We start from the raw sequence: 26865 nt of genomic DNA, 5'->3' as shown, positions 1-26865 counted from the left end.
CGCATCCGGTAGTGCAGGAGCCGTTCGACACGGTCGGGCCAACGGCCGTTTGATATCGGCCACGCTTGCCTTTGCCGGAACGGCGGGCCACCTGTGACGCGCTTTCGTCGCGGCACCCGCCGCATCCAACGAGCCCCGCGGTCAGCAGCCCGGACATCAGAAGACCGGGTCGCCGGGGACGACGCCAAGGAACGACGCTTCCGATGCCGATTCCGTTCTCCCTCCGGCGCGCGAGCGCCCTCGCGCTGATCCTCGCCTTGCCGGGCGCCGCCCTCGCACAGGCGCCCGCCGGCCAGAAGACGCCGAGCGCCCCGGCCCCCGTCGCGGCGGCGGTTCCGCCGGAGACGGTGGTGGCCCGGGTCAACGGCCAGGCGATCACCGCCGCCGACCTCGCGCTCGCGGGCGAGGATCCGGCGCTGTCGCTGCCCGGCGTCGACGAGGGCGCCAAGCAGAACCTGCTCGTGGACTACATGATCGACCTCAAGGTCGGCGCGCAGGCGGCCGAGGCCGCCAAGGTCGGCGACTCGCCCGAGTTCAAGCGTAAGCTCGCCTATTTCCGCGACAAGCTCCTGCTCGACGACTACCTCGAGCGCGAGGCCAAGAAGGCGGTGACGCCCGAGGCGGCCAAGGCGCTCTACGAGCAGACCGTGAAGTCGATGAAGCCCGAGGAGGAGGTGCATGCCCGCCACATCCTCGTGGAGAGCGAGGACGAGGCCAAGAAGATCGCCGCGCGCATCAAGGGCGGCGAGGACTTCGCCAAGATCGCCGCCGAGGTCTCGAAGGACCCGGGCTCCAAGACCGAAGGGGGCGATCTCGGCTGGTTCACCCAGGAGCGGATGGTGAAGCCCTTCGCCGACGCCGCCTTCAAGATGACGCCGGGTCAGGTCTCCGACCCGGTCAAGACGCAGTTCGGCTGGCACGTGCTGCGCGTCGAGGAGAAGCGGACGAAGCCGGTGCCGACCTTCGACGAGATGAAGGAGCAGATCGACCAGTACCTCACCCGCAAGGCGCAGCAGGACACCATCGTCAAGCTGCGCGAGGCCGCCAAGGTCGAGCGCTCCGGCAGCAGCACGGCACCTGCGGGTGCCGATACGAAGAAGCCGTAGGGGCTGACGGCGAGCCGACGCGTCACCATGCGTCGGCCGCATATCGGAGCTTCGGTATCTGGTATACCAGATTCCAAGGTGCAGTGCGATATAGACTTTATCGCAACGCACCAACGGACCTGCCCGCCATGATCGCCCTCGCTCTCGTCATCCTCGCCGCCGCCATCGCCAACGTGACTCTCGTCGTGTTTCTGGCCGAGCGCTTCGGCCCCGAGAGCGGCGTGCATGCCTCCGCCGGCGAACTGACCAGCGTCCAGACCCTCGGCCGCGCTCCGGCCGCGACCGTCACGCTGGCCAACGAGAACAGCGTGGCCGCCGCGACCAAGATCGCCGCCTGATCTCGTCCTCACCCCATCCGATCAGAACCGCTCCCGCGCCCACCGGCCGGGGGCGGTTTCGTTTTTGACGACGGGTCTTCAGACGATCGATCGGCTCTCCTCGCGGCGACCTCCGATCGACGCCGCCGGGTGAAGGAGCCTGCGGGCGCGCAGGGGAGGGGCGATGCTGGTGCGAGGAACGCCCTCCGCAGGAACCATCGTCGGCAGGCTGCGACGCCGCCGCACCCGCGCCGTCACGATGCTGCGGAGGCCGAAACTGGGCCATGGCAACAAAAGTTAGGTGGCCATGAGCCCGCATCCGCCCGCTTTTTCTCCCGTCGTGCTCATCGTCGAAGACGAAGCACTCCTGCGCATGCTCGCGGTCGATTTCCTGGAGGACGAGGGATTCGTGGTGCTGGAAGCCGCCACGGCCGAGGAGGCCGTGTCCATCCTCGAGAGCCGCGCCGATATCGGCGTCCTCTTCACCGACGTGAACATGCCCGGGACGATGGACGGTCTGGGTTTGGCCACGCACGTTGCGGAACGCTGGCCGCATATCCGCTTGGTGGTGACCTCGGGTCGGCAGGGTCTCACGAGCGACCAGCTCCCCGACGACGGGCAGTTCGTTCAGAAACCGTACGGCCAGCGCCAGCTTGTCAGCGCCATCGCGCACGCGGCCTGAGTGGCTCCTGCCCGCTTGTGGGGCTCCGCCCCAGGGGCAAGAGCAGCTTCGCTGCATCCGCCTGTCGGAACAGCCGTCGGGCGGTCCGTACGCGCTCGTCTTGCGAGCCGGCAACATAATTTGCGTGGCCCGGCTCAATGACAGGATTAAGACAGGGTGCTCATTCGTGTTGTGATCTTGTTGCTACATCTGCCGAAGATCATCTGATGGTATTAGCGCTTCAGTTCCTATCCTGAGACCTGGGAACCGACTCGAGGCGTCCTCGCATCGGCGAGGGCGCCTTGCTTTTATCGTCCGTCTGCATGCATTATTACTCATAAATACGCTCGGTTGAACGACTGGAGCCGGCAGCATGGGCGAATTAATGCTAATGGTCGGACTGGCGTTGGGTGCGATGTTCCTGTCTCCCCAGGACCGGCATTCCGGCCTCGTATGGCTCGGATTGGCGTTCACCGGCATCGCGATTTTCGCGATGGGATCCGAGTAGCGCACGCCTTGGTTTCCAGGCTGGAAGCGGCCTCATCAAACCGGTCTCCCTTCAGCCTCCAGGCTCACGCCCCCCGAAACAGGCCGTTCTGCCGCTGTCGGACCGGGTCGGGATGGGGCCGAAGCGGTCCGATCGCCTCGTCCGTGTTCTTCCGTTTCAATCCTCGCGGAGCCGCCAGTCGATCGGCGCGCGGCCATGCGCCTCGAGCCACGCATTCGCCCGGTCGAACGGGCGTGAACCCGGAAAGTCCCGGGCGCGGTTGAGCGGCGAGGGATGGCCCGTGGCGACGATGCCGTGGCGGCGCGTGTCGATCAGCGCCTCGCGGGCGCGGGCCTGGGCGCCCCAAAGCAGGAACACCGCCGGTGCGTCGCGGGCGGAGACGGCGGCCACCGCCTCGTCGGTGAGTTGCGCCCAGCCGAGCCGCAGATGCGCGCCGGCCTTGCCCGCCTCCACGGTGAGCGCCGTATTGAGGAGCAGTACCCCGCGCTCGGCCCAGGGCGTCAGGTCGCCGGTGGAGAGATCGGGTCGACCGCCTTCGGGAGCGCGTTCGGCCAGGATCACCTTGAGCGAGGCCGGCAGGCGGCGCGGGCCGACATAGGAGAAGGCGAGCCCGTTGGCGTCGCCCGGTGTCGGGTAGGGGTCCTGGCCGAGGATCACCGCCTTCACCGCGGGCAGAGGCGTCAGCGTCAGCGCCCGGAAGATCGCCGGGGGCTCCGGCAGCACCGTCGCCCCGGCCGCGACGCGGTCGTCGACCTTTTTCGCGACCCTGTCCGCCGCGCCCTCCCGAAAGAAGGGCAGGTCGAGCCAGGGGGAGCCGGTGGCGCGGAACGCCTTGAGGGCGGCCTCGACGGGTCCGGTCACGCGAAGTCCCCTCTCATTGCGGCCCCGATGGCGGCCCCGATGGCGGCCCTGATGGCAGCACCCGGATCCGGCCGCCGGCTTCGGCCGGAAGCGGCGTGCGGGCGCGGATATAGGCCATCACCTCGTTGGCGAGCAGTCGGCCGTCGGTGCCGCCGATCAGGACGCGGCCCCGAGCCAGCATCCCGTAATCGTTGCCGCCGCGCAGCATGAAGTCGTTGGCCGCCACCCGGTAGGCGCGGGCATCGTCGAGCGCCGCGCCGCCGACCGTCGCCGACACGACGCGCCGGCCCGGTGCGGCGTTCGGGTCGAGGGTCACGTCGATGCCGGAGACCTGCAGGAACCGGCCGGACGTTCGGCCGAGATCGCGATAGCCGTTCTCCAGCGCCTCGCGCAGGGTCGCCCCGTCGATCGCCACGAGCACGGTGGTGTTGCCGAAGGGCAGTTCGCTCAGGATGTCGCGCCGGGTCAGGTGGGCGCCGGCCGGATAGAGCCGGTCGCCGCGGATGCCGCCGCCGTTCATCAGGCCGATCTCGGCGCCCGTGCCCGCCCGCACCGCGTCGGCGACGAGGTCGCCGAAGCTCGATTCCCGCGCCCGCACCGTAGCGATCCGGCTGTCGAGAGGCGCCTGCGTCGTGCCGATCACGACGTCGAGTTCGCGAGACAGCTCGCCTTCCAGCCGGCGCACCACGGCCGCTGTTTCGGGGTCGGGGGTCACCTCCGCGGTATCGTGGATGCGGAAGGCGGCGCGCCAGCGCACCGAACCGTCGGCTTTCGCCGTGACGAAGACATCGACCGCCGTGACGTAGTGGGCGTCGTGGCTCGATTCGACCAGAACCGCCTGCCCGTCGTCGCGTATGCAGAGATCGTGGTCGTGGCCCGAGAGCAGGATGTCGACCACGCGCTGACGCACGATCGCGTCGTCGGTCGGCCGCGCCGTATGGGCCACGCCGACGATCATCTGCGCGCCGGCCTTGCGAAGGCTTTCCGCCTCGCGGGCCAGGGTCTCGATCTCGGGGCCGAAGCGCAAGTCACCGGACTGCGACTTCTCCGGGGTCGACTGCAGGGCGATGCCGACGAGGCCGACGCGGATGCCGCCGAGCTCGATCAGCCGCGCATCCTCGATGCCGGGAAGTTTTTGGCCGTCGGCCCCTCGCAGATTGGCGGCGAGGAAGGGGAAGCGGGCCTCGCTCCGGCGCTCGGCGAACACCGCCGGGCCGAAGTCGAACTCGTGGTTGCCCGGCACGAACACGTCGGGCGGCGCCAGATTCAGGAGTTCGACGATATGCGCGCCCCGGTCGAAGCCCGACATCAGCGAGGGCGAGAAGCAGTCGCCGGCATGGGCGTAGAGCAGCGGCACGCCGCGGGCGCGCTCGGCCTTCACCACCGCGTTGAGCCGGGGAAAGCCGCCGCGCCCCTCCGCCTCGTCCATCGCGTAGATGTCGTTGACGAGGAGGAGCGTGAAGGTCGGCGTGCCGGCGAGCGCCGTGCCGGTCCCGGCCGCGAGAAGACCCGCGCCAAGAAGCCCGGTGCCGATCCCGGCGACGGTCTGCCGGCGGGTGGGCCGCATCACCGGCTCAGCGTTTGGCGTTCCCGTCCTTGGCCATTCCGTCCTTGGCCATCCCGTCCCGCACCGCCTTGGCATTGCGCCGCAGGGCCGGCCAGATCCAGGCGCCGGAGGCGAAGTAGAGCCCCGCCGACATCGGCTTCAGATCGACCGCGAGCCGGTCGGCGAGGCCGGGATTCTTCAGCGGCACGGCGGGCGCGTCGGTCTTGCGGTAGACCACCGTGGTGTCCTCGCGCCAATACTCGGTGTGCGGCACGAGGCCGGCGCGGCGCGCGAGCAGGTCGAAGGTCTCGCGCACGTAGCCGTGGACATGGGCGAAGTGGAAGCGCTCGTGCGGCGGCTTGCCGGTGGCGGCCATGTTCGGCACCGCGGCGTAGAGGATGCCGTCGGGCTTCAGCCAGCGGGCGAGCCGCTCCATCGTCTCGGCCGGGTTGCGCAGGTGCTCCAGCACGTGGTGCGTGGAGATCACGTCGAAATGCCCAGCGGGGAAGCGGTTCGGATCCTCGGCCTCGTCGAGCACCTCGACGCCGTGGTGGTCACGGGCATAGGTGGCGTAGTCGCGTCCCGGCTCGACGCCGATCACGTCGCAGCCGCGCCGCTTGGCCTCCGCGAGGAACTCGCCCGACCCCGAGCCGAAATCGAGCAACTGCGCCCCGGCCTTGAGCTTGGGCGCCAGCAGGTCGGCCCGGAACTTCGCCTCGCGGGCGGAGCGGTTGAGGTGGTGGCGCGGCGGGCCGCCGGCGAAGGCGAGCTGGTAATCGGCCCGGTAGGCGGTCGCGTAGTACTCGGCCAATTCGTCCGGCGTCGGCATCGGATCGGTGCGGATCAGGCCGCACTGGGTGCAGGCGATCGAGCGCAGGGTCTTGAGCCGCCGGTCGGTCTCGGCCACGGTGACGGCGTCGCGGCATCCGCACAGGTTGCACGCCGCCGGCGCCCCCTCGTAGGGGTAGCCGGTGAACGGCACGAAGTGCTTCAGGAAGTAGCGGGGGGACGGCATGTCGCGCTGGCCTCCGGAGCGATTTCGGGCAAAGGGTTTGCGCAAGATACAGGCCGGACCCTCCCGCGAAAGTCTTCGCGTCCGGGAGGGTCTTGGCCTTGGAAAGCCGCCTGCTCTAGATCGAACGGCCGGCCCGCACAACCGGATCGCTTGCCGCTTAGAGGCCGCGTTGAGGAAGGCGGGACGCCCGTGACCGGAAACCCGATGAACGAACGCGTCGAACCCGACACCCTCCTGCGCAATCCCGTTCGGGTCGCGCCCACCACCCTGCCGCCCGACCATCCGGCGGTGAGGACCGGCCGCGTCGGCGTGCTCCTGATGAATCTCGGCACGCCCGAGGGCACGAGCTACTGGCCGATGCGCCGCTATCTCAAGGAGTTCCTCTCCGACCGCCGGGTGATCGAGGTGCCACGGCTGATCTGGTGGCCGCTCCTGAACCTCATCATCCTGACCAAGCGCCCGGGGCCGAAGGGCCGCGACTACGCCAGCATCTGGAACAACGAGCGCGACGAGGGACCGCTCAAGACCATCACCCGCGGCCAGTGCGAGAAGCTGCAGGCGGCCATGGGTGATTCCGTCGTGGTCGATTGGGCGATGCGCTACGGCAAGCCCGAGGTGAGCCTGCGCATCCAGGCGCTGCTCGACCAGGGCTGCGACCGCATCTTGCTGGTGCCGCTCTATCCCCAATACGCGGCGGCGACCTCGGCCACCGCCTGCGACCAGGCCTTCAAGGCCCTGATGCAGATGCGCTGGCAGCCGACGGTGCGGGTCTCGCCGCCCTACCACGACGATCCCGTCTACATCGAGGCCATGGCGGATTCGATCCGCGAGGGGCTGGCCAAGCTCGACTTCGAGCCGGAGGTGATCCTCACCTCGTTCCACGGCGTGCCCAAGAGCTACCTTCTCAAGGGCGACCCCTATCATTGCCAATGCCTCAAGACCGGCCGGCTGATCCGCGAGGCGATGGGCTACACCCCCGAGCAGATGCGGGTGACCTTCCAGTCGCGCTTCGGCAACGAGGAATGGCTCAAGCCCTATACCGACGAGACGGTGCAGGCGCTCGCCAAGTCCGGCGTGAAGCGCATGGCGATCGTGGCGCCGGGCTTCACCGCCGACTGCCTGGAGACGCTGGAGGAACTCGACGGCGAGAACCGCCACTATTTCGAGGAGAACGGCGGCGAGAAATATGCCTTCATTCCCTGCCTCAACGACTCGGATCTCGGCATGCGGGTGATCGAGCACGTGGTGCGGCGGGAATTGCAGGGCTGGATCTGACAGGGCGCGGAGCACGCCTTTGCGAAACCAGGGGCCGCATGCATATCTTGATGCGCGCAGAGCACGAGATTTGAGGTGAGAACGGCCTCCTCACGCGCCCACGCTCAATGCGGGGGCAAAGTAGCACCGGCTGCACGGCATGCCATGCGGTCGGTGTGAAGAGATCCGGATTTGGGCATCCCGGCAACGTTTCGTGATCTGTACGACCTCGCAGGGGCTCCGGGAAACCGGAGCCTCTGTCGTTTCAACGCCTTGAAACCGCGACGCGTAGGTAGCCGCGCGCCCGCCGCGGCTGAATCTTCTTCTCGCTGATCGGATAGAAGCTGCACACGTTGTAGCGGCCGGCAGGGTCCCGCTCGATCGTGACGGCGACGAGGAGAAACGACCCGAGCGCCGGAACCCGGCCGATCATCTCGATCTTCCCGCCATTCTTGAAATCGTCGCCGAGGTTGAGCGGATCCGCGACCACCGCGGCGACGTGGGGCAGGCACGGCGGATACTCGACCGGATGGGATGAGAGGGCGTGCTTCTGCGCGTTCCGGCTCAGAATGACCGGGCCCGGATCGAGATCAAGGCCGAGCGTGAGGTTGATCACCTCGGCCGGGATCGGACCGAGCGACAGATCGACGAGGCGGATCCCGCGGCGTTTGCTCATTCGGGCCCAAATCCGTCTCCGGCCAGCAGAGCATCGCTGCACCGTCCAGCGAAGAAGATCAACTTATGCGGGAAAGTATGAGGCGCACACGCCGCAAGCGGTTTTGGTCCTGCGGTCCGCCATGCCCTCGAAGCGCTCAACCATCGCCCTAACGTTGCCTTGCGCCCCCTCGGAACGCATGCTAGGCGACAGCCGCGCCGCGGGGAGACCGATCAAGGCCTTCCGTGCCCGGTGCAATTCCAATCCCCACGGGTCTCACGCCGTCGCCGTTACCAGGCGAGTTCGAGCTTGAGGGGCCGGCGGGCAAGGATAAGAGAGAGCGACGGGTGGCGCAGAACGGTTCCGAGGGTCCCCTGTTGGCCGGTGTGGCGGGCCGCTACGCGTTGGCCCTGTACGAGCTGGCCCGCGACGAGGGTCAGGTCGACGACGTTGCGAAGAACCTCGATGCGTTCGACGCGCTGTATCGCGAGAGCGCCGACCTGCGCCGCCTCGTGAAGAGCCCGGCCTTCTCGGCCGAGGAGCAGACGGCCGCCGTCGGCGCCCTGCTCGACCGCGCCGGCATCTCGGGGCTGGCTGCCAACTTCATCAAGCTCTCGGCCGCCAACCGCCGCCTCTTCGCCCTGCCGGACATGATCCGCGCCTATCGCGAGAAGGTGCGCGAGGCCAAGGGCATCGTCCGCGCCGAGGTCCGCGTCGCGGAAAAGCCCTCCGACGCGGTCATCGAGGACATCAAGGCCTCGCTGCGCGACGTCGCCAAGAGCGAGGTCGATATCGACCTCCACATCGACCCGAGCCTGATCGGCGGCATCGTCGTCAAGATGGGCTCGCGCATGGTCGATGCCTCGCTCCGGACCAAGCTCAACAGCATCCGTCTCGCCATGCGGGAAGCCCGCTGAGGGGCCTTAACCCCTCGCGACCGACCCGACCCCCGAACAGACACGCACCCGACCTTTAAAGAGGCCCGACGATGGACATCCGCGCCGCCGAGATCTCCGCGATCCTGAAAGAGCAGATCAAGAATTTCGGCCAGGAGGCCGAGGTGACGGAAGTCGGGCAGGTGCTCGCGGTGGGCGACGGCATCGCCCGCGTCTACGGCCTCGACAACGTCCAGGCCGGTGAGATGGTCGAGTTCGAGTCGGGCGTGCGCGGCATGGCCCTCAACCTCGAGCAGGACAATGTCGGCGTCGTGATCTTCGGTTCCGACCGTGAGATCAAGGAAGGCCAGACCGTCAAGCGCACCGGCGCCATCGTGGACGTGCCGGTCGGCAAGGGCCTGCTCGGCCGCGTGGTCGACGGTCTCGGCAACCCGATCGACGGCAAGGGCCCGATCCAGTCGACCGAGCGCCGCCGCGTCGACGTGAAGGCCCCGGGCATCATCCCGCGCAAGTCCGTGCACGAGCCGATGGCCACCGGCCTCAAGGCGATCGACGCCCTGATCCCCGTCGGCCGCGGCCAGCGCGAGCTGATCATCGGCGACCGCCAGACCGGCAAGACCGCGATCGCGCTCGACACGATCCTCAACCAGAAGCCGGCCCATTCGGGCACTGACGAGAACGCCAAGCTCTACTGCGTCTATGTCGCGATCGGCCAGAAGCGCTCCACCGTCGCCCAGTTCGTGAAGGTGCTGGAGGACCAGGGCGCGCTCGAGTACTCTATCGTCATCGCCGCCACCGCCTCCGACGCGGCGCCGATGCAGTTCATCGCGCCCTTCGCCGGCTGCGCCATGGGCGAATACTTCCGCGACAACGGCATGCATGCCGTGATCGTCTATGACGACCTGTCGAAGCAGGCCGTCGCCTACCGCCAGATGTCGCTGCTGCTGCGCCGCCCGCCGGGCCGCGAAGCCTATCCGGGCGACGTGTTCTACCTCCACTCGCGCCTGCTCGAGCGCGCCGCCAAGATGGGCGACGCCGCCGGCAAGGGCTCGCTCACCGCGCTGCCGGTCATCGAGACCCAGGCCAACGACGTGTCGGCCTACATCCCGACCAACGTGATCTCGATCACCGACGGCCAGATCTTCCTCGAGACCGACCTGTTCTACCAGGGCGTGCGCCCGGCGGTGAACGTCGGCCTCTCGGTGTCCCGCGTGGGCTCCTCGGCCCAGACCAAGGCGATGAAAAAGGTCGCCGGCAAGATCAAGGGCGAGCTGGCGCAGTACCGCGAGATGGCGGCCTTCGCCCAGTTCGGCTCGGATCTCGACGCCTCGACCCAGCGCCTGCTGAATCGCGGTGCCCGCCTGACCGAGCTCCTGAAGCAGCCGCAATTCTCGCCGCTGAAGATGGAAGAGCAGGTCGCGGTGATCTACGCCGGCGTCAACGGCTACCTCGACAAGCTCCCGGTCAACAAGGTCCGCGAGTTCGAGGACCAGCTGCTCGGCACGCTGCGCTCCAAGCACCAGGACTGGCTCGACTCGGTGCGCGACTCCAAGGATTTGTCGGACGCCAACGCCAACACGCTCAAGGGCGTGGTGGAGAGCATCGCCAAGTCGTTCGCGTAAGGCGGTCGATTAGAAGTGTAACGCCAGACGGCCGCTTCCATCGGGAAGCGGCCGTTGCCGAGACGTCCGCGAGCGATCTGGAAATCCGCCGATGCCGAGTTTGAAGGATCTGCGCAACCGCATCACCTCGGTGAAGGCGACGCAGAAGATCACCAAGGCGATGCAGATGGTCGCCGCCGCCAAGCTGCGGCGCGCCCAGAATGCCGCCGAGAACGGGCGTCCCTACGCCGAGAAGATGGCCCAGGTGCTCGGCAATCTCGCGGGCAACCTGATCGGCGGCGTCGGCGCCCCGCGCCTGCTCTCGGGCACCGGCGCGGACCGGGTGCACCTGCTCGTGGTCTGCACCGGCGACCGCGGCCTGGCTGGCGCCTTCAACTCCTCGATCGCCCGTCTCGCTCGTGACCACGCCAACCGGCTGATGGCCGAGGGCAAGACCGTCAAGATCATGACGGTCGGCAAGAAGGGCCTCGATGTCCTGCGCCGCCAGTTCCGCGACCAAATCATCGCCTCGCGCGACATCCGCGGCAACAAGCCGGTCGACTATCCCTTCGCCGCCGAGATCGCCGACGACATCCTCGCCCGCTTCGAGGCCGGCGAGTTCGACGTGGCGACCCTGTTCTACTCCGAGTTCCGTTCGGTGATCTCGCAGATCCCGACCGCGCAGAAGATCATCCCGGCCGAGCTGCCGCAGACCGACGGTGCGGCCAAGGGAGCCGGGTCCGACGCGGCGATGGAGTTCGAGCCGAGCGAGGAGACGATCCTCGAGACGCTGCTGCCGAAGAACCTGACCGTTCAGGTGTTCCGGGCGCTTCTCGAGAACGCCGCCTCGGAGCAGGGCGCGCGCATGAGCGCCATGGATTCCGCGACCCGCAACGCGGGCGAGATGATCAAGAAGCAGACGCTGATCTACAACCGCACGCGTCAGGCCATGATCACCAAGGAACTCATCGAGATCATTTCGGGCGCGGAAGCGCTCTGACCGCCGCATAAGAGGAATCATCGCAATGGCGAACACCGCTTCCCCCACCACGGCGTCCAACGCCAAGGGCCGCATCACCCAGGTCATCGGCCCGGTCGTGGACGTGCAGTTCGACGGCTACCTGCCGGAGATCCTGAACGCGCTGGAGACCAAGAACCAGGGCAACCGCCTCGTGCTCGAGGTGGCCCAGCAGCTCGGCGAGAACACCGTCCGCTGCATCGCCATGGACACCTCGGAAGGTCTCGTGCGCGGCCAGGAGGTCTCGGACACCGGCGCGCCGATCCGGGTGCCGGTCGGCCACAACACCCTCGGCCGCATCATGAACGTCATCGGCGAGCCGATCGACGAGGCCGGCCCGATCGAGGCCGACACCTACCGCGCCATCCACCAGCCGGCCCCGTCCTACGACGAGCAGTCGACCGAGGCGCAGATCCTCGTCACCGGCATCAAGGTCGTCGACCTCCTCGCCCCCTACGCCAAGGGCGGCAAGATCGGCCTGTTCGGCGGCGCCGGCGTCGGCAAGACCGTGCTGATCATGGAGCTGATCAACAACATCGCCAAGGCGCACTCGGGCTACTCGGTGTTCGCCGGGGTCGGCGAGCGGACGCGTGAGGGCAACGATCTCTACCACGAGATGATCGAGTCCAACGTCAACAAGAACCCCAAGGAGAACAACGGCTCGGCCGAGGGCTCCAAGTGCGCGCTGGTCTACGGCCAGATGAACGAGTCGCCCGGCGCCCGCTCCCGCGTGGCGCTGACCGGCCTGACCATCGCCGAGCAGTTCCGCGACGAGGGCCAGGACGTGCTCTTCTTCGTCGACAACATCTTCCGCTTCACGCAGGCGGGCTCCGAGGTGTCGGCGCTTCTGGGCCGCATCCCCTCCGCGGTGGGCTACCAGCCGACGCTGGCCACCGACATGGGCGCGCTGCAGGAGCGCATCACCACCACGACCAAGGGCTCGATCACCTCGGTGCAGGCGATCTACGTGCCGGCCGACGACCTGACCGACCCGGCGCCCGCCGCCTCGTTCGCCCACCTCGACGCCACGACCGTGCTTTCGCGCTCGATCGCCGAGAAGGGCATCTACCCGGCGGTCGACCCGCTCGACTCCACCTCGCGCATGCTCTCCCCGGCGATCCTCGGTGAGGAGCACTACGACGTGGCCCGCCGCGTCCAGCAGACCCTGCAGCGCTACAAGTCGCTCCAGGACATCATCGCGATCCTGGGCATGGACGAGCTGTCGGAAGAGGACAAGCTGACGGTGGCCCGCGCCCGCAAGATCGAGCGCTTCCTCAGCCAGCCGTTCCACGTCGCCGAGGTGTTCACCGGCTCGCCGGGCAAGCTCGTCGCGCTGGAAGACACGATCAAGGGCTTCAAGGGCCTGGTCGAGGGCAAGTACGACGATCTGCCGGAGGCCGCCTTCTACATGGTCGGCTCCATCGAGGAGGCCCAGGAGAAGGCCAAGAAGCTCGCCGCCTAAGGCACGCTTCGGGGACTGCCCGTGAACGCCAAGGTCGTTCTCCTCCTCGTCGGCCTCGTGGTCGGGGGCCTTGTCGGCTACCTGACCCGGCCTCAGGCCGCCGAGATCAAGCTCGGTCCGCTCAGCGTCGAGATCCAGGACAAGGACTCGACGGCGGGCGCGCGGGGCGGGGCGCTGACCTCGGGGCAGCTCCAGCATGTCGGGCTCTTCGCCCTGATCGGCGCCGTCGTCGGCTTCGGGGCGGGCTTCGTCGCCGACCGCGGCCGTCGCTGACACCACAATCGGGACTTATCTGACGATGGCCACCTTCCACTTCGATTTCGTCGGCCCCGAGCGGACGCTGTATTCCGGCGAGGTCGAGGCGGTGCAGCTTCCCGGCGCCGAGGGCGAGATGACCGTGCTGCCGGGCCACGCGCCGGTGCTGACCACCCTCAAGGTCGGCGTCATCACCGTCACCGAGACCGCCGGCAACGGCAAGCGCATCTACGTCCAGGGCGGCTTCGCCGATATCGGTCCGACCTCCGTGACGGTGCTCGCCGAGCGCGCCGCGCCGATCGAGGAACTGACCCCCGCCATGATCGACAAGGAGATCGAGGCGGCGGAACTGGCTCGCGACGCGACGCAGGACCTTGCCAGGCGCGAGGCGCTGAACGCCCAGATCGTTCAGATGCAGGAAGCCAAGCACACGCTGAGCCTCTGAGTTTCGCGAACATATCGATCTTCGAAGGGCGCCGGGAAACCGGCGCCCTTTTTTCATGGCTCGGCGCATGTGCCGGCCGTCTTTCGATCCGACGTCCATGTCCTACTTCGAACACACGATCGATGGCTTGAGCCTCGACCTCGCTCACCTCGAACCGCGTGAGTTGGTGTTCTTCGTCAAGAAGCTGAATCGTGAGCTCGCGATCGAGGTGAAGTTCACGAACCACTGCTTCACGGTCGATTTCAAGGACGGGCTGCACGATCCCAAGCACCTCATCTGGGACCACAAGCGCCGACGCGCCTACGATCCCGAGAGGCACGCGCTTTCACGGAAGCTGCCGGACCTGATCGATGCATTGCCGACGGCGGCCGTGTACCTCACGCCGACGGACCGAAACTATGTGTACTTGGCGAACGTGGTGCTACCGGACGGCCGTCACTACCCGATCTATTTTCATCTGCGCCGGGCACAAGCCGGCGGACGGCAGCGCTTGCTGCTGGTCGTAGAGAGCGCATATCCGCGATCGGACCGGCAGGCGATTCTGGTGGGCACGACCAAGATCAGCTTCCCGATCCTCTGCGCCAAGGTCTACCGGGGCGAGCCGATCCGGCCCCAGGCCCGCCGCTAGACCATCGTGCTGGATATCGGATCCAGCACGATGGTCTAAGCTTTCGTCTTTGCATCATCTTTTTCCGAAAGCCGGAAACCACCTTTCGGGATGATGCTCTCGATATGAAAAACCCCTCGCTCCGGGGGAGGAGGGGTTATCACTCGCCGAAGCCCTTGAGTATCTCGCGTTGCGCGTGGACCGAAGCGGTTGCCCGTATCGGCGGCCCGGGGCTGTCTCAGGCGATCCGTCCCCGTTGATCGGGATAATAAGGGTTGGCGCTCGGAGTTCAACCGCTTTGCCTCCTCGGCCATCCCCGAACGGCACGTGGCCCGAACGCGCAGCGGCGCTCGAAGCCAATCACTTCGATTCCTTGGCAGCCTCCAGCGCCCGCGCGATCAACCGTTCCCGCGCCTCCGCATCGTCCGGGCAGCCCTCGGCGAGCCAGAGTTCACGGGCCGCCTTGAGGCCCAGGCCGACCCCCCGGCCCGGCGGCAGACCACGCGCCACGAGGTCGGCGCCGGTCAGGGGGAAGACCGGTCGGGTGCCTGCACGAGCCATCCGGTCGAGGTTCGCACGCGCCTCCGCCGTCACGCGCGGGCGCGGCTCGCCGTCCAGCGCGATCAGCGCTTCCCGCAGCGGTTCGGCGCCGTGGATCGCCACCAGGGCCGGCACCGCCTCCGCCGCGATGTCGGGCCGGTCGTGGAGGGCTGCCAGCGCCGCGGCATAGCCGGTCAGGCGCGCATGCTCGGCCCGCGACAGACGCAGACGCGCCTGAAGCCGGTCCGCATCCTCGCTGGTGCGCACGGCCAGCGCCGCGAAGCGGGCCGTCGCATCCAGAGCCGGCTCCGCCCCGGCGACGCGCGCGAGCCGGCCGAGTTCGCCGATGCCCCCGAGGATGCGCAGCAGCAGGCCGGTCTCGCTCAAGGTGGCCACCGCCGCGACGGCGCGGGGCGCGAGCAGCAGTTTCAGGAATTCGGCCCGCACCCGTTCCCGCGAGAGCCGGTCGAGGCTGTCCCGGGCGGCGATGGCGGCGGCGAGACCCTCGGCATCCGGCGCGCCGCGCCCGTAGCGGGCGTGGAAGCGGAAGAAGCGCAGGAGCCGCAGGGCGTCCTCGCGCAGGCGGGTCGCGGCGTCGCCGATGAAACGCACCCGGCCGGCGGCGAGGTCGGCGACGCCTCCCGTCGTGTCGTGCAGGCGCCCCCGCGCATCGAGGGAGAGCGCGTTGATGGTGAAGTCGCGCCGCTCGGCATCGCGGGAAAAGTCGCGGCCGAAGCGCACCACCGCGTGGCGCCCGTCGGTCTCCACATCCTCGCGCAGGGTCGTCACCTCGTGCGGCTCGCCCCTCACGACGAGGGTGATCGTGCCATGCTCGATGCCTGTGGGCACCGCCTTGATCCCGGCGGCGCCGGCCCGCTCCATCACCACCTCCGGCAGGAGCGTGGTGGCGAGGTCGATGTCGCTCACGATCGACCCGAGCAGCGCGTCGCGCACGCAGCCGCCGACGAGGCGCGTCGCCTCGCCCGGTGCGTCGAGCGCCGCGAGGCAGGCCTGCACGCCCGCCCGCGCCAGAAGGCGGGCGGGGCCGTCCACATCGAGGGGCGGGGGAAGCGCGTCGGCGATCACCGGAAATGCCCCGGCACCAGCCGGCCGTTCTCGTAGCGCGGCGGCTCGTAGCCGTCCTTCGTGCGCTGCCCGGTCAGCCCGGTCATGACGAGGGAGGCGATGACGACGAACAGCCCGGCCAGGACCAGCCGCGTCCATTGCGGCTTCCACGCCGCATGGTCGAGCGGCGAGCGCCGGGCGAACAGCAGCCACGCGGCGAAGGCCAGGAAGGGCAGGGAGAACAGGAGGATCTCTTGGAGGACGAGGCGGAGCATCGAGGCTTGCGATCTGCGGCGGGGTCGGCGGTCGCTGGGGCGTTTGGAGAGGACGCCCTTAAGCGTAGAGGCGCTCGTAGAGGTTATGCACGATCCCCGCCGTGACGCCCCAGATTAGGTGCTCCGCGAAGGGGATGGCGTAGAAATAGCGCGTCCGGCCCTTCCATTCCGCCGAACGGACGAGATGCCGCGCCGGGTCCATCAGGAAGGGGAGCGGCACCTCGAAACAGGCCGCCACCTCCGCCGGGTTCGGGCGCAGCACGGCCGCGCGCGACACGAGGCCGACCACCGGCACCACGAGGAAGCCGGTCCCCGAGAGATAGGGATCGAGATAGCCGAGCGGGCGCACCGCCTCGCTCTCCAGCCCGATCTCCTCCCGCGCCTCGCGCAAGGCCGTGTCGATCGGCGAGGTGTCCTCGGGATCGACCTTGCCGCCGGGAAAGGCGACCTGCCCCGAATGGTCGCGCAGATGCGCCGCCCGCTTCGTGAACAGCAGCGTCACCCCCTCGGGACGGTCGATCACCGGCACCAGCACCGCCGCCGGGCGATGCGGCGTGGCCGGCGCGACGGAAAAACCCTCCGGCTGGAGGTCGTGGTCGCCGCGCGGGTTCGACAGGGGCACGCCCGGCCCCGGCGGCACATGGCTCAGGCGGGTTTCCGCCCGCGCGAGGAAGACATCGAGGACGGCACCGAGACCGGGATCGTCCGCGGGCGTGCCGACGGCGCCTTCGGGCAGCCTCACGCGGCCTCCGCCGGAGCGATGCGGTGGAAATGCCCTCCGGCCCAGAGGCCGAACCATCGCTGCCCGTCGATCGTGCGCTCCTCGCCCATCTCCACGAGATCGTAGGTCAGGGGACGGCTGACCAGGGCCCAGAGATCGCGGCGCACGTGGAGATAGGGCTTCAGGCCCTCCGCCCCATCCTCGAAGCGCAAGGGGTGCTCGGCATCGGCCGGCACGAGGTCGTCCACGTTGGTGCGGAAGGCGAGGCGGCGCGCCTCGCCCTCGCCCTCCACCGCCATCTCGACCGCGGTGAACGGCGCATCGTCCACTTGGATGCGCACCTTCTCGGCCGGCGTGACGAGCACGGTCGAGCCGTCGGGCTCCTTGCGCAGGATCGAGGCGAACAGCGTGACGAGCTTCGGCCGCCGGATCGCCGAGCCGTTGTGGAACCATGTGCCGTCGGCAGCGATGCGGATGTCGATCGCGCCGCAATGCTCCGGGTTCCAACGCTCCACCGGCGGCGGCCCGCGCTTGGCCCTATCCTTGCCGATCTCGCCGAGGGCGGCGCTGAGGCGGGCGAGGGCCGGATCGTCGGAGGCGGATTGGGTCATGACTTGTCGCCCGTCTAGAGCATCGTCCCGAAAGGTGGTTGCCGGCTTTCGGAAAAAGACGATGAAAAAACAAGAGCCTAGAGCATCGTCCCGGATCCGATATCCGGGACGATGCTCTAGTCCCTCAGAACCTTCCAGATCCCCGTCACCGCCGCCAGCGGCCGGCCGCCGCTGGTCAGCGTACCGCGCACGAAGACGAGGGACGCGGTCTTCCGCACGATCTCCGGCACGGTCTCGACGAGATCGCCGATCTGCGCCGCGCCGACGAACTGGCTCGACATCTCGATGGTCACGGCCCGCGCCCCGTCGCAGGCCTCGCGCACGACGATGCTGAGCGCCCGGTCGGCGAAGGTGAGCAGCATGCCGCCATGGACGATGCCGACGAGGTTGCCGTGCCGCTCGTCGGTGCGGAAGGCGAACTCCTTCGTGCCCGCGACGGTGCGGTGATAGACCGGCCCGACATGGGCGATGAAGCCCGGATCGGTGAAAGCCTCCCATCCGTCGGGAAAGGCTGCGCGCTCCTCGTCGGTCATCCGCTCTCTCGCCTCCCGCGCCGCAGGGCGAAAACCTCGCCCGCGATGCACGATGTCGCGGGCATCCTGCTCTGCCCGTCCGGCCCGCCATATAGTGCCGATCTGTCGCGCGGCAGCGCCGCGCTTGCGTTCGGCCCGCGTTCGGCGCCAGACTCAGGCACTTTCGGGCCTTTCGCGCCCGGTCATCGTAGGGTTCCACTTCATGGCACAGGGCGCCGGACCGGCCAGCACGACGAGCCTCGACGACGGGATCGTCGCCACCGCCGAGACCTGCCTCGCGGCGATCGGGCAGGCACGGGAGGCGATCCACGGCGTCATCTTCGGCCAGGAGAAGATCGTCGATCTCGCCCTGATCACCATCCTGGCCGGCGGCCACGGCCTGCTCGTCGGTCTCCCCGGTCTGGCCAAGACCAAGCTGGTCGAGACGCTCGGCACCGTGCTCGGCCTCGACGCCCGCCGGGTGCAGTTCACGCCCGACCTGATGCCCTCCGACATCCTCGGCACCGAAATCCTCGACGAGGATGCCGAGCGCCGCCGCTCCTTCCGCTTCGTGAAGGGGCCGGTCTTCACCCAGCTCCTCATGGCCGACGAGATCAACCGCGCCAGCCCGCGCACGCAATCGGCCCTGCTCCAGGCGATGCAGGAGCACTTCGTCTCGGTGGCGGGCGAGCGCCACGACCTGCCGCGCCCCTTCCACGTGCTGGCGACGCAGAACCCGATCGAGCAGGAGGGCACCTATCCGCTGCCCGAGGCGCAACTCGACCGCTTCCTGCTGGAGATCGATGTCGGCTACCCGGACCGCGCCGCCGAGCGCCGCATCCTGATCGAGACCACCGGCGTCGAGGACACCCACGCCCGAGCGGTGATGAACACCGAGCAACTTCTCACCGCGCAGCGCCTCGTGCGGCGCCTGCCCGTGGGCGATGCCGTGGTCGATGCCATCCTCGATCTCGTCCGCTCCGCCCGTCCCGAGGGCGGCGATCCGAGTGTCGCGAAGAAACTGCTGTGGGGGCCCGGCCCCCGCGCCAGTCAGGCGCTGACGCTGGCCGTGCGCGCCCGCGCGCTGATCGAGGGCCGGGTCGCCCCTTCCGTCGCCGACGTGAAGGCGCTCGCCGAGCCGGTGCTCAAGCACCGCATGGCGGTGATCTTCGCCGCACGCGCCGACGGCGAGACGGTGACCGGCCTGATCGGCCAGCTCGCCGCCAAGCTCTGAGTTCGGCGCGGATGGCCTCCACCCGGCTCTTCGAGGCCGAGAGCCGCCGCCCCGGCGGGGCGCAGACCGGCCGTGCCCTGGCGCTGGCCGAGGTGATGCCGCGGCTCGTGCTCGAATCGCGCCGGGTCTCCGGCACCCTGGCGCACGGCCTGCACGGCCGCCGCCGCGCGGGGCCGGGCGAGAGCTTCTGGCAGTTCCGCCCCTTCGTCACCGGCGAGGCGGCGGCCCGCATCGACTGGCGCCGCTCGGCCCGCGACGACCGGCTCTACGTGCGCGAGCGCGAGTGGGAGGCCGCCCACAACATCTGGATCTGGATCGACCGCTCCGCCTCCATGGGCTTCGCCTCGGATCTCGCCCAGACCTCCAAGGTCGAGCGGGCCCTGGTGCTCGGCTTGGCGCTGGCCGATACCTTCGTGGAAGGCGGCGAGCGCGTCGGCCTGCTCGGTCTCACCCGCGCCAGCGCCTCGCGCGGCATCGTCGAGACCCTGGCCCAGGCGCTCGTCAACGACCGGGCCGGCCTCACCCAGGATCGGCCGCCCCCCGCCCGCCCCGGCCGCTTCGACGAGGTGGTGCTGGTGAGCGACTTCCTCACCCCGCTCGACCGGGTGCGGGAAGCGGTGCAGGCCAATTCCGTCCACGGCAACCGCGGCCATCTCGTGCTGGTGGCCGATCCGGTGGAGGAGACCTTCCCCTTCACCGGTCAGGCGGTGCTGCACGATCCGGAAGGGGGCCTGAGCCTCGATATCGGCGAGGCCGGCGCCTGGGGCGAGGCCTATCGAAGCCGGATCGCGGCCCATCGCGACGGCCTGTCCGAGATCGCCCGACAGCGGGGCTGGACGCTGACGATCCACCGCACCGACCGGCCGGCGAGCGAGGCGGCCCTGCGCGTCCTCACCCTCGTCGCCGCCGCGCGCGGGCTCGGCTGAAAGGCGAACCGCATTGCTCGGAGTTCCGCTCACCTTCGCCGCTCCCCTCGCGCTCGCCGCGCTGGTCGCGCTGCCGGCCCTGTGGGTGCTGCTGCGGGTCACGCCGCCGCGCCCGCGCCGCATCGCCTTCCCGCCGCTGGCGCTCGTCGCCGACCTGCTGCCGAAGCGCGAGACCCCGGCCCGCACCCCGCCCTGGCTGCTGGCCTTACGCATCCTCGCCGCTGCCTGCCTGATCCTCGCGGTGGCCGGGCCGGTGTGGAATCCCGGCGGCATCGGCGCCGCCGCGGGGCGCGAACCCCTGCTCCTCATCCTCGACAACGGCTTCGTCTCGGCCTTCGATTGGCGCGACCGCCTGCGCGCGGCCACCGACGAGATCGAGGCCGCCGCCCGCGACGGGCGCCCGGTGGCCCTGGTCGCGAGCGCGGACGCGCCGGCCCCCTTCGAGGCGAAGGCCCCGGCCGCCGCACTCGAGCGCCTGCGGGCGATCAAGCCGCGCCCGCATCTCGGCGACCGCGGCGCGCATCTGGCCTCGATCGGCACCTTCCTGGAACGGATGCCGGGCGCCTCCCTCGTCTGGATCAGCGACGGCGTGCGCGGCGTTGGCGCGGCGGATTTCGCGACATCCCTCGGTGAGCTGGCGAGCCGCCACGGCAGCGCGGTGACCGTGCTGAAGGCCGAGCGCTCCCCGGCGCTGGCCCTCGAAGGCTCGCCGATGCAGCCGGGCGAGAAGCTCTCGGCGCAGGTGCTGCGGGCGCAAGGCAACGGCCGCGATGCCGGGCTGGTGCGCGCCCTCGACCAGAAGGGTCTGCCCCTCGCCGAGAGCCGCTTCACGTTTGCGCCGGAGGCGCGGGAGACGAGTGTGAGCTTCGATCTGCCGGTGGAACTGCGCAACGCCATCGCCCGGCTCGAGATCGAGGGCGAGCACTCGGCCGGTGCCGTGGTGCTGATGGACGAGCGCGGCAAGCGCCGCCGGGTCGGCCTCGTCTTCGGCGGCACGCTCGATCAGGCCCAGCCCCTGCTGGCGCCGACCTACTACCTCGCCAAGGCGCTGACCCCCTTCGCCGACGTGCAGCAGCCCCGCGGCGGACAGGGCACCGCCGAATCCATCGGCCAGATGCTCGACAATCAGGTCTCGGTGCTGGCGCTCGCCGATGTCGGCGCCCTCGACGACCGCACCCTCGCGCGGGTGGAAAAGTTCGTGGACGAGGGCGGCCTGCTGCTGCGCTTCGCCGGGCCCCGGCTCGCTGCCGGCAACGACCCGCTCGTGCCGGTGCGCCTGCGCCGCGGCGGGCGCTCGCTCGGCGGCACCCTCTCCTGGGACCGGCCGAAGACGCTCGCGGCCTTCGCGCCCGAGAGCCCGTTTGCCGGGCTGAACCCGCCGACCGACATCGGCGTGCGCCGCCAGATCCTGGCCGAGCCCGATGGCGACCTGCCGGGCAGGACCTGGGCCTCGTTGCAGGACGGCACGCCGATCGTCACGGCGGAAAAGCGCGGGCAGGGACTCGTGGTGCTGTTCCACGTCACCGCCGACACCACGTGGTCGAACCTGCCCCTGTCGGGTCTGTTCGTGGACATGCTGCGCCGGGTCGTCGGGCTCGCCGGCCCCTCGGCCAAGCTCGGCGAGGGCGACGGGCGGCAGTCCAAGGCCGCGCTGCTTGCCCCGCGCCTGACGCTCGACGGCTTCGGCGCGCTGGGTTCCCCGCCTGCCAGCGCCACCGCCGTGCCGGCCGACTTCGCCGACCGGGCCGGACCCGAGCATCCGCCGGGCTTCTACGGCACGGCCGAAGGCGGCATCGCCGTGAACGCCCTGGTGCCCGGCGACCGGCTCGAACCCCTCGACTTCACCGGACTGAAGGGCGCCCGCACGGGGTCGCTTGCCGGGGCCGAGACGCTGGATCTGCGCGCGCTGCTGTTCAGCCTCGCGCTGACCCTGCTCGCCCTCGACACCCTGGCCGGACTCTGGCTCGGCGGGTTTTTCCGGAGCTTCGGCCGCGCCGGCGGCCGGGCGGCTCCCGCCGCTTGGCTCCTGCCGGTGCTGCTCGGTCTCGCCCTCGTCCTCGCGCCCCCCCCGGCCCGGGCGCAGGAGCCGCCGGCCAACCGGCCGAACGGCATCGAATCGGCGCTGGCCACCCGGCTCGCCTTCGTCGTCACGGGCGACGCCGCGACCGATGCGGCGAGCCGGGCCGGCCTGTCGGGCCTGAGCCAGATGCTCGCAGCCCGCACCGCCTTGGAGCCCGGCGAGCCCGCGGGCCTGAACCTGGAGAAGGACGAACTCGCCTTCTACCCGCTGATCTACTGGCCGATCGTGGCCGGGCGCCCGCAGCCGAGCGAGGCCGCGATCCGCAAGATCGACGCCTTCATGCGCAACGGCGGCACGGTGATCTTCGACACCCGCGACGCCCAGACCGCCCGCGCAGGCGGTCCGCCGACCCCGGAGACGGCTTATCTGCGCAAGATGCTGGCGACGCTGGAAGTGCCGGAGCTGGAGCCGGTGCCGCCGGACCACGTGCTCACCAAGGCGTTCTACCTCGTCGATTCCTTCCCCGGCCGCCTCAGCACCGGCCAGACCTGGGTCGAGACGATCCCGCCCGCGGGCGAGGGCGGCGAGCGCCGCCCGGCCCGAGCCGGTGACGGCGTCACCCCGATCATCATCACCGGCAACGACCTTGCCGCCGCCTGGGCTCTCGGCCGCAACGGCGAGCCGCTCTATCCCGTGAGCGGCGACCAGCGGCAGCGCGAAATGGCGTTTCGCGGCGGCATCAACATCGTGATCTACACGCTGACCGGAAACTACAAGGCCGATCAGGTCCACGTGCCGGCCCTGCTGGAGCGGTTGGGACAGTGATGGCCGCTGGGTTTTCCGCGTGGTTCCCCCTCTCCCCGCACGCGGGGAGAGGGACTTTTGTGGTTCCTTCTGAAGGCCCCGCCCCATGCTGAGCCTCAGCTTCACGCCCCTCGTCCCCTGGCCGGTTCTCGCCGCCTTCGGCGTGCTCGCCGCGATCCTCGCCGTGCTGGCCGTCCTCGCCCGCGGGCGCACGGCGCTGCTGCGGGCGGTGGCGCTCGGCCTCGTCCTCCTTGCGCTGGCCAACCCCTCGCTGGTGCGCGAGGACCGCGACCCGGTGAAGGACGTGGCCGCCATCGTCGTCGATCGCTCCGGCTCGCAGACGCTGGGCGACCGCCCGGCGATGACCGACGCGGTCAAGGCCGAGCTGGAACGCCGCTTCGGCGCGCTCGCCAACATCGAGCCCCGCTTCATCGAGGTCGGCGACGCGCAAGGCTCGGAGGGCGACGACGGCACCAAGCTGTTCACCGCGCTGACCCAGGCGCTCGCCGACGTACCGCCCGAGCGGATCGCCGGTGTGGTGATGCTCACCGACGGCGTGGTCCACGACATCCCCGCCTCGCTGGCCACCCTCGGGCTGAAGGCGCCGCTGCACGTCCTCGTCACCGGCCGCCCGGACGAGCGCGACCGCCAGATCAAGATGCTGGAAGCCCCCCGCTTCGGCATCGTCGGCAAGGACGTGACCCTGCGTGCCGAGGTGATGGAGCGCGGCGGCACCGGTACGGCGGTCGTCACCGTGCGCCGCGACGGCGAGGAGATCGACCGGCAGAGTATCGCGACCGGCGTGCCGTTCTCGCTCACCACGCATATCGAGCATGGCGGCCCGAACGTGGTCGAGATCGAGGTCGAGGCGCTGCCGGGCGAACTCACCACGGTCAACAACCGCGCGGTGCTCCCGATCGAGGGCATCCGCGAAAAGCTCCGGGTGCTGCTCGTCTCCGGCGAGCCGCACCAGGGCGAGCGCACGTGGCGCAACCTCCTGAAGTCGGACGCCTCCGTCGATCTCGTCCACTTCACGATTCTCCGGCCGCCGGAGAAGCAGGACGGGACCCCGATCTCCGAACTGTCGCTGATCGCCTTCCCGACCCGCGAGCTGTTCGTCCAGAAGATCAAGGACTTCGATCTCATCATCTTCGACCGCTACGCCAACCAGAGCGTGCTGCCGTCGGCCTATTTCGACAACATCGTCCGCTACGTGCGCGAGGGCGGGGCGCTGCTCATCGCCGCCGGGCCGGAATTCGCCGGTCCCGCCAGCCTCGCCCGTACCCGGCTCGCCTCGATCCTGCCGGGCGATCCCTCGACCAAGGTGGTCGAGCAGCCGTTCAAGGCGACGCTCACGGAGACGGGACACCGCCACCCCGTCACTCGGGCGCTGCCGGGTTCGGAGGCGACCCCGCCGGCCTGGGGCGACTGGCTGCGCATCATCTCGGCCCAGACCCGGGCAGGGGTGCAGCCGATCCTGTCCGGCGCCAACGGCCTGCCGCTGCTGGCCCTCTCCCGCGAGGACAAGGGCCGCGTCGCCCTGATGCTGTCGGATCAGGCCTGGCTCTGGGCCCGCGGCTACCAGCAGGGCGGCCCCTATCTCGACCTGCTGCGGCGCCTCGCCCACTGGCTGATGAAGGAGCCGGCGCTCGAAGAGGAGGCTCTGCGCGCTCAGACCACCGGGCGCGGCCGCGAAGTCCGCGTCGAGCGCCAGACCATGGCCGAGGAGGCGGGTCCCGTCACGATCACCGGCCCGACCGGCAAGGAGCGGAGCCTCGACCTGTCGAAGGCGGAGACCGGTCTGTTCACCGCGACCTTCGAGGCGGAGAGCCTCGGGCTGCACACGATCCGCTCGGGCAACCTCGTCGCCTTCGTCAGCGTCGGCCCGGCCAATCCGCGCGAACTCGCCGACGTGTTCAGCGACACCGAGCGCCTCAAAGGCGTGGCCGAGGGCTCCGGCGGCACCGTGCGCCGGGTGGCGGGCTCCGGTGGCGGCATCGAGGTGCCGCGCCTCCAGATCACCCGCGGCGGACGGCTCGGCGGCGCCGACTGGATCGGCTTCCGCCCGAGCGACAGCGCCACGATCCGCGGCGTCGAGGTCTATCCGCTCGGCATCGGCCTATGGGCGCTGGCCGCGCTCGCCGCCGCCGTGCTGGCGATGTGGCTGGTCGAGGGGCGGCGCGGGCGCGCCACTTAGGGCGTCTCGGCCTGATGGCATCAGGCCGGCGTCCCGCCGTCTCTGGTTGACCCGCCTTCTTTGCGAGCGCGGCTCACGGGTGCTGTCGGGGCTGTCCGGCGGCTTCGAGGATGAGGTCCGCGATCGCCTGCGGCTGCGAGATCAGCGCCAGATGGCTCGCGGCCAGCGCGATCGTCCGCGCCTTCATCCGCTCGGCCATGAAGCGTTGAAGGTCGGGGTTGATCGTCCGATCCTCCGTCGACACGGCGTAGAAGCTCGGCTTCGAGCGCCACGCGGCCTGTGTCGTCCGTGCCGTGAGCAGTCCTTTGCGGAACGGCTGCTGGACGGCGAACAGCACCTTCGCCCGCTCCGGGGGCAGGTCGCCGGCGAAGTCCTTCAGGAAGGCGGCTTCGGTGAGGCGTCCCTCGTCGCCGTCGAAGACGATCCCGGCCGAGGCCGGCGGCGTCGGATAGGTCTTGGCCAAAGCCGCGTAATCCTCACCGGCATCGGGAGCCCGCGCCGCGACGTAGACCACAGCCGTCACCTTCGGATCGGCGCCGGCCTCGGTGACGATCATCCCGGAGAAGGAATGCCCGACCAGGACGGTCGGCCCGTCCTGCCGGGCCAGCACGCGCTGTGTGGAGGCGAGCGCCTCGTCGAAGGTGGTCAGCGGATTCTGCACCGAGGTGACGGTGAGGCCCGCCGCCTGCAGCCGGGGGATCACCTCCGACCAGCACGAGCCGTCGGCGAAGAGGCCGTGCACGAGCACGACATTGCGCGCGCGCGGCGCGTCCTCGGCTCGGCTCGGTCCGGGCAGCAAAGCCGCCGCGATGATGGCCGCGAGGGATCGGTTCAGGGTTCGGCGGGTCAACATGCCAGCAGCTCCTCTCGGGATCGATATCGTTGCGACTCGCGCCCGACGGGCCTCCGGCGCCGTGGACGTCCCGGCCGTTTCCGCCCGCCGGTGCCTGCCGGCGGGAAGGGGGCCCGACGGCCTGTCCGCGGCGCCCCGACGCTTGCGGTCTCACCGGCCCGCATCCCCCGTCGTTGCGCACACTCGTCAGGCGAGGCGTTCGGCCGATGCCTTTCGGATCATCGCCAGCCGCAGCCACACGGCCGAGACGAGGAAGTAGAAGGCACCGAACGCGGCGTAGGGCGCAATATCCGTGATGCCGGGGGACGCGGCGCCCGCGGCCAGCGTGACGAAGAACCCGCCCGCGAGCGTCGACTGGGCCCCGCTCAGCACCATCGCCCACTGGGCACCCGCCTTCCAGCGGCGGAGGCCGGTGACGAGCTGCAGCAGGCCGGAGAGGATCGCCCAGACGCCGAAGACCGCCAGCACCGCGTGGAGGCTCCAGCCGAGCGCGAGGGCGACCGCAACGGCGACGGCGCCGCTGACCGCCGCGTTGAGGGACTGGCTGGGATTGGCGGCCAGCCCGCCGCTGCGCCGCGCGTCGATGAGATTGGCGGCGGCGTCCCAGGCGGGATAGGCGACCAGAAGCGCTGCCGCGGCGGGCGGCGCGGCCCGTCCGACGGTGAGGGCCGCCGCCACCCAGCCGACGGAGACGCCGGCACGGAGAAAGTAATAGGAACTCAGCCAGCGCGCGGTATCACGCTGGGAAAGCTGGACGATCGGCATCGGCGTATCCTTCATATGCGTACCGTGACAGGCTCGGGGCAGCGGGCGACGACAGGGCAAACCGGCCGACAGGAATGGCGGCTTGCGAGAAAGAGGCGTCTCTTCAGGGCGTTGCGCGCTGTGTCAGGGGACATG

General features: G+C 69.8%; 26 protein-coding genes. 15 read left to right on the top strand and 11 right to left on the bottom strand.

All coding sequences use genetic code 11. The features are described from left to right. Nucleotides 1-203: 203 nt before the first annotated feature. The 3 genes from HNR51_RS19420 to HNR51_RS19410 all read left to right on the top strand — a co-directional run bounded on the left by HNR51_RS19420 (nt 204) and on the right by HNR51_RS19410 (nt 2105). On the top strand, nt 204-1106 hold the full coding sequence (locus tag HNR51_RS19420; protein ID WP_182556077.1) for a peptidylprolyl isomerase: 903 nt from the start codon (nt 204-206) through the stop codon (nt 1104-1106). Nucleotides 1107-1234: 128 nt separating this feature from the next. Beyond that, nucleotides 1235-1444: a hypothetical protein gene (locus HNR51_RS19415; protein ID WP_012453391.1), complete on the top strand. Its 210-nt coding sequence runs from the start codon at nt 1235-1237 to the stop codon at nt 1442-1444. A gap of 286 nt (nt 1445-1730) precedes the next feature. Beyond that, nucleotides 1731-2105, top strand: coding sequence for a response regulator (locus HNR51_RS19410; RefSeq protein WP_141950913.1), 375 nt, complete (start codon nt 1731-1733; stop codon nt 2103-2105). 643 nt (nt 2106-2748) lie between these two features. Here HNR51_RS19410 and HNR51_RS19405 read toward each other — a convergent pair. The 3 genes from HNR51_RS19405 to HNR51_RS19395 are packed head-to-tail and all read right to left on the bottom strand — an operon-like array spanning nt 2749 to nt 6014. Beyond that, nucleotides 2749-3453, bottom strand: coding sequence for a uracil-DNA glycosylase (locus tag HNR51_RS19405; RefSeq protein WP_182556076.1), 705 nt, complete (start codon nt 3451-3453; stop codon nt 2749-2751). Between the two features lie 13 nt (nt 3454-3466). Then, complete coding sequence (locus tag HNR51_RS19400) at nt 3467-5020, bottom strand: bifunctional metallophosphatase/5'-nucleotidase (RefSeq protein WP_182556075.1); 1554 nt, start codon at nt 5018-5020, stop codon at nt 3467-3469. A 7-nt stretch (nt 5021-5027) separates the two neighbouring features. Beyond that, nucleotides 5028-6014: a class I SAM-dependent methyltransferase gene (locus HNR51_RS19395; RefSeq protein WP_182556074.1), complete on the bottom strand. Its 987-nt coding sequence runs from the start codon at nt 6012-6014 to the stop codon at nt 5028-5030. A gap of 204 nt (nt 6015-6218) precedes the next feature. Between HNR51_RS19395 and hemH the strand changes: the two genes are divergently transcribed. Then, a complete protein-coding gene (gene hemH, locus HNR51_RS19390) occupies nt 6219-7289 on the top strand; it encodes a ferrochelatase (protein WP_152276364.1) in 1071 nt (356 codons plus the stop codon). Between the two features lie 244 nt (nt 7290-7533). On the opposite strand, the gene HNR51_RS19385 is transcribed toward hemH, so the two are convergent. Beyond that, nucleotides 7534-7884, bottom strand: coding sequence for a hypothetical protein (locus tag HNR51_RS19385; RefSeq protein WP_239681421.1), 351 nt, complete (start codon nt 7882-7884; stop codon nt 7534-7536). 386 nt (nt 7885-8270) lie between these two features. Between HNR51_RS19385 and HNR51_RS19380 the strand changes: the two genes are divergently transcribed. The 7 genes from HNR51_RS19380 (at nt 8271) to HNR51_RS19350 (ending at nt 14228) form a co-directional block, all read left to right on the top strand. Further along, nucleotides 8271-8840 carry a F0F1 ATP synthase subunit delta gene (locus tag HNR51_RS19380; protein ID WP_012453383.1) on the top strand — a complete coding sequence of 190 codons (570 nt, stop codon included), beginning with the start codon at nt 8271-8273 and terminating at the stop codon, nt 8838-8840. A gap of 71 nt (nt 8841-8911) precedes the next feature. Further along, on the top strand, nt 8912-10441 hold the full coding sequence (gene atpA, locus HNR51_RS19375) for a F0F1 ATP synthase subunit alpha (protein ID WP_012453382.1): 1530 nt from the start codon (nt 8912-8914) through the stop codon (nt 10439-10441). Nucleotides 10442-10532: 91 nt separating this feature from the next. Next, nucleotides 10533-11420: a F0F1 ATP synthase subunit gamma gene (locus HNR51_RS19370; RefSeq protein WP_182556072.1), complete on the top strand. Its 888-nt coding sequence runs from the start codon at nt 10533-10535 to the stop codon at nt 11418-11420. A 25-nt stretch (nt 11421-11445) separates the two neighbouring features. Next, nucleotides 11446-12900, top strand: coding sequence for a F0F1 ATP synthase subunit beta (gene atpD, locus HNR51_RS19365; RefSeq protein ID WP_012453380.1), 1455 nt, complete (start codon nt 11446-11448; stop codon nt 12898-12900). Between the two features lie 21 nt (nt 12901-12921). Then, nucleotides 12922-13173 carry a hypothetical protein gene (locus HNR51_RS19360; protein WP_012453379.1) on the top strand — a complete coding sequence of 84 codons (252 nt, stop codon included), beginning with the start codon at nt 12922-12924 and terminating at the stop codon, nt 13171-13173. A 25-nt stretch (nt 13174-13198) separates the two neighbouring features. Further along, nucleotides 13199-13600, top strand: coding sequence for a F0F1 ATP synthase subunit epsilon (locus tag HNR51_RS19355; protein WP_012453378.1), 402 nt, complete (start codon nt 13199-13201; stop codon nt 13598-13600). Between the two features lie 97 nt (nt 13601-13697). Then, on the top strand, nt 13698-14228 hold the full coding sequence (locus HNR51_RS19350) for a YjaZ family protein (protein ID WP_182556071.1): 531 nt from the start codon (nt 13698-13700) through the stop codon (nt 14226-14228). Between the two features lie 339 nt (nt 14229-14567). On the opposite strand, the gene HNR51_RS19345 is transcribed toward HNR51_RS19350, so the two are convergent. From HNR51_RS19345 to HNR51_RS19325, 5 genes are all read right to left on the bottom strand, one after another. Continuing rightward, a complete protein-coding gene (locus HNR51_RS19345) occupies nt 14568-15833 on the bottom strand; it encodes a CCA tRNA nucleotidyltransferase (RefSeq protein WP_182556070.1) in 1266 nt (421 codons plus the stop codon). Continuing rightward, nucleotides 15830-16087 (bottom strand): DUF6111 family protein, encoded by a 258-nt coding sequence (locus tag HNR51_RS19340; RefSeq protein WP_182556069.1) that lies wholly within the window; start codon nt 16085-16087, stop codon nt 15830-15832. The genes HNR51_RS19345 and HNR51_RS19340 overlap by 4 nt, the downstream gene beginning before the upstream one ends. A 58-nt stretch (nt 16088-16145) precedes the next feature. Beyond that, nucleotides 16146-16829 carry a CoA pyrophosphatase gene (locus HNR51_RS19335; protein ID WP_182556068.1) on the bottom strand — a complete coding sequence of 228 codons (684 nt, stop codon included), beginning with the start codon at nt 16827-16829 and terminating at the stop codon, nt 16146-16148. Beyond that, a complete protein-coding gene (locus HNR51_RS19330; protein ID WP_182556067.1) occupies nt 16826-17419 on the bottom strand; it encodes a DUF1285 domain-containing protein in 594 nt (197 codons plus the stop codon). The genes HNR51_RS19335 and HNR51_RS19330 overlap by 4 nt, the downstream gene beginning before the upstream one ends. Before the next feature lie 116 nt (nt 17420-17535). Beyond that, nucleotides 17536-17952, bottom strand: a complete 417-nt coding sequence (locus tag HNR51_RS19325) for a PaaI family thioesterase (protein WP_182556066.1) — start codon at nt 17950-17952, stop codon at nt 17536-17538. A 202-nt stretch (nt 17953-18154) separates the two neighbouring features. Between HNR51_RS19325 and HNR51_RS19320 the strand changes: the two genes are divergently transcribed. From HNR51_RS19320 to HNR51_RS19305, 4 genes are all read left to right on the top strand, one after another. Next, nucleotides 18155-19165, top strand: a complete 1011-nt coding sequence (locus HNR51_RS19320) for an AAA family ATPase (RefSeq protein WP_182556065.1) — start codon at nt 18155-18157, stop codon at nt 19163-19165. A gap of 11 nt (nt 19166-19176) precedes the next feature. Then, nucleotides 19177-20091, top strand: coding sequence for a DUF58 domain-containing protein (locus HNR51_RS19315; protein WP_182556064.1), 915 nt, complete (start codon nt 19177-19179; stop codon nt 20089-20091). A gap of 13 nt (nt 20092-20104) precedes the next feature. Then, nucleotides 20105-22936 (top strand): DUF4159 domain-containing protein, encoded by a 2832-nt coding sequence (locus HNR51_RS19310; protein WP_182556063.1) that lies wholly within the window; start codon nt 20105-20107, stop codon nt 22934-22936. 85 nt (nt 22937-23021) lie between these two features. Next, nucleotides 23022-25112, top strand: a complete 2091-nt coding sequence (locus HNR51_RS19305; RefSeq protein ID WP_182556062.1) for a hypothetical protein — start codon at nt 23022-23024, stop codon at nt 25110-25112. A gap of 73 nt (nt 25113-25185) precedes the next feature. Here the strand turns inward: HNR51_RS19305 and HNR51_RS19300 are convergent, their stop codons facing one another. Both HNR51_RS19300 and HNR51_RS19295 read right to left on the bottom strand, forming a co-directional pair. Beyond that, a complete protein-coding gene (locus tag HNR51_RS19300) occupies nt 25186-25965 on the bottom strand; it encodes an alpha/beta fold hydrolase (protein WP_182556061.1) in 780 nt (259 codons plus the stop codon). Nucleotides 25966-26151: 186 nt separating this feature from the next. After that, nucleotides 26152-26730 (bottom strand): DUF308 domain-containing protein, encoded by a 579-nt coding sequence (locus HNR51_RS19295; protein ID WP_182556060.1) that lies wholly within the window; start codon nt 26728-26730, stop codon nt 26152-26154. Nucleotides 26731-26865: the final 135 nt, after the last annotated feature.

The organism is Methylorubrum thiocyanatum, assembly GCA_014138645.1.
GTDB classification, from domain to species: Bacteria; Pseudomonadota; Alphaproteobacteria; order Rhizobiales; family Beijerinckiaceae; genus Methylobacterium; species Methylobacterium thiocyanatum.
Note: the sequence above shows the minus strand (reverse complement) of the source record. Positions and strands in the feature narration are given on the sequence as shown.

What these genes read in the sequence shown, in the direction of transcription:
- HNR51_RS19295 (WP_182556060.1), bottom strand. Translation starts at nt 26,730, where the DNA reads ATGCCGATCGTCCAGCTTTCCCAGCGTGATACCGCGCGCTGGCTGAGT.
- HNR51_RS19330 (WP_182556067.1), bottom strand. Translation starts at nt 17,419, where the DNA reads ATGACCCAATCCGCCTCCGACGATCCGGCCCTCGCCCGCCTCAGCGCC.
- HNR51_RS19350 (WP_182556071.1), top strand. Translation starts at nt 13,698, where the DNA reads ATGTCCTACTTCGAACACACGATCGATGGCTTGAGCCTCGACCTCGCT.
- HNR51_RS19355 (WP_012453378.1), top strand. Translation starts at nt 13,199, where the DNA reads ATGGCCACCTTCCACTTCGATTTCGTCGGCCCCGAGCGGACGCTGTAT.
- HNR51_RS19325 (WP_182556066.1), bottom strand. Translation starts at nt 17,952, where the DNA reads ATGACCGACGAGGAGCGCGCAGCCTTTCCCGACGGATGGGAGGCTTTC.
- HNR51_RS19420 (WP_182556077.1), top strand. Translation starts at nt 204, where the DNA reads ATGCCGATTCCGTTCTCCCTCCGGCGCGCGAGCGCCCTCGCGCTGATC.
- atpD (WP_012453380.1), top strand. Translation starts at nt 11,446, where the DNA reads ATGGCGAACACCGCTTCCCCCACCACGGCGTCCAACGCCAAGGGCCGC.
- HNR51_RS19340 (WP_182556069.1), bottom strand. Translation starts at nt 16,087, where the DNA reads ATGCTCCGCCTCGTCCTCCAAGAGATCCTCCTGTTCTCCCTGCCCTTC.
- HNR51_RS19395 (WP_182556074.1), bottom strand. Translation starts at nt 6,014, where the DNA reads ATGCCGTCCCCCCGCTACTTCCTGAAGCACTTCGTGCCGTTCACCGGC.
- hemH (WP_152276364.1), top strand. Translation starts at nt 6,219, where the DNA reads ATGAACGAACGCGTCGAACCCGACACCCTCCTGCGCAATCCCGTTCGG.
- atpA (WP_012453382.1), top strand. Translation starts at nt 8,912, where the DNA reads ATGGACATCCGCGCCGCCGAGATCTCCGCGATCCTGAAAGAGCAGATC.
- HNR51_RS19320 (WP_182556065.1), top strand. Translation starts at nt 18,155, where the DNA reads ATGGCACAGGGCGCCGGACCGGCCAGCACGACGAGCCTCGACGACGGG.
- HNR51_RS19300 (WP_182556061.1), bottom strand. Translation starts at nt 25,965, where the DNA reads ATGTTGACCCGCCGAACCCTGAACCGATCCCTCGCGGCCATCATCGCG.
- HNR51_RS19305 (WP_182556062.1), top strand. Translation starts at nt 23,022, where the DNA reads ATGCTGAGCCTCAGCTTCACGCCCCTCGTCCCCTGGCCGGTTCTCGCC.
- HNR51_RS19370 (WP_182556072.1), top strand. Translation starts at nt 10,533, where the DNA reads ATGCCGAGTTTGAAGGATCTGCGCAACCGCATCACCTCGGTGAAGGCG.
- HNR51_RS19415 (WP_012453391.1), top strand. Translation starts at nt 1,235, where the DNA reads ATGATCGCCCTCGCTCTCGTCATCCTCGCCGCCGCCATCGCCAACGTG.
- HNR51_RS19410 (WP_141950913.1), top strand. Translation starts at nt 1,731, where the DNA reads ATGAGCCCGCATCCGCCCGCTTTTTCTCCCGTCGTGCTCATCGTCGAA.
- HNR51_RS19315 (WP_182556064.1), top strand. Translation starts at nt 19,177, where the DNA reads ATGGCCTCCACCCGGCTCTTCGAGGCCGAGAGCCGCCGCCCCGGCGGG.
- HNR51_RS19400 (WP_182556075.1), bottom strand. Translation starts at nt 5,020, where the DNA reads ATGCGGCCCACCCGCCGGCAGACCGTCGCCGGGATCGGCACCGGGCTT.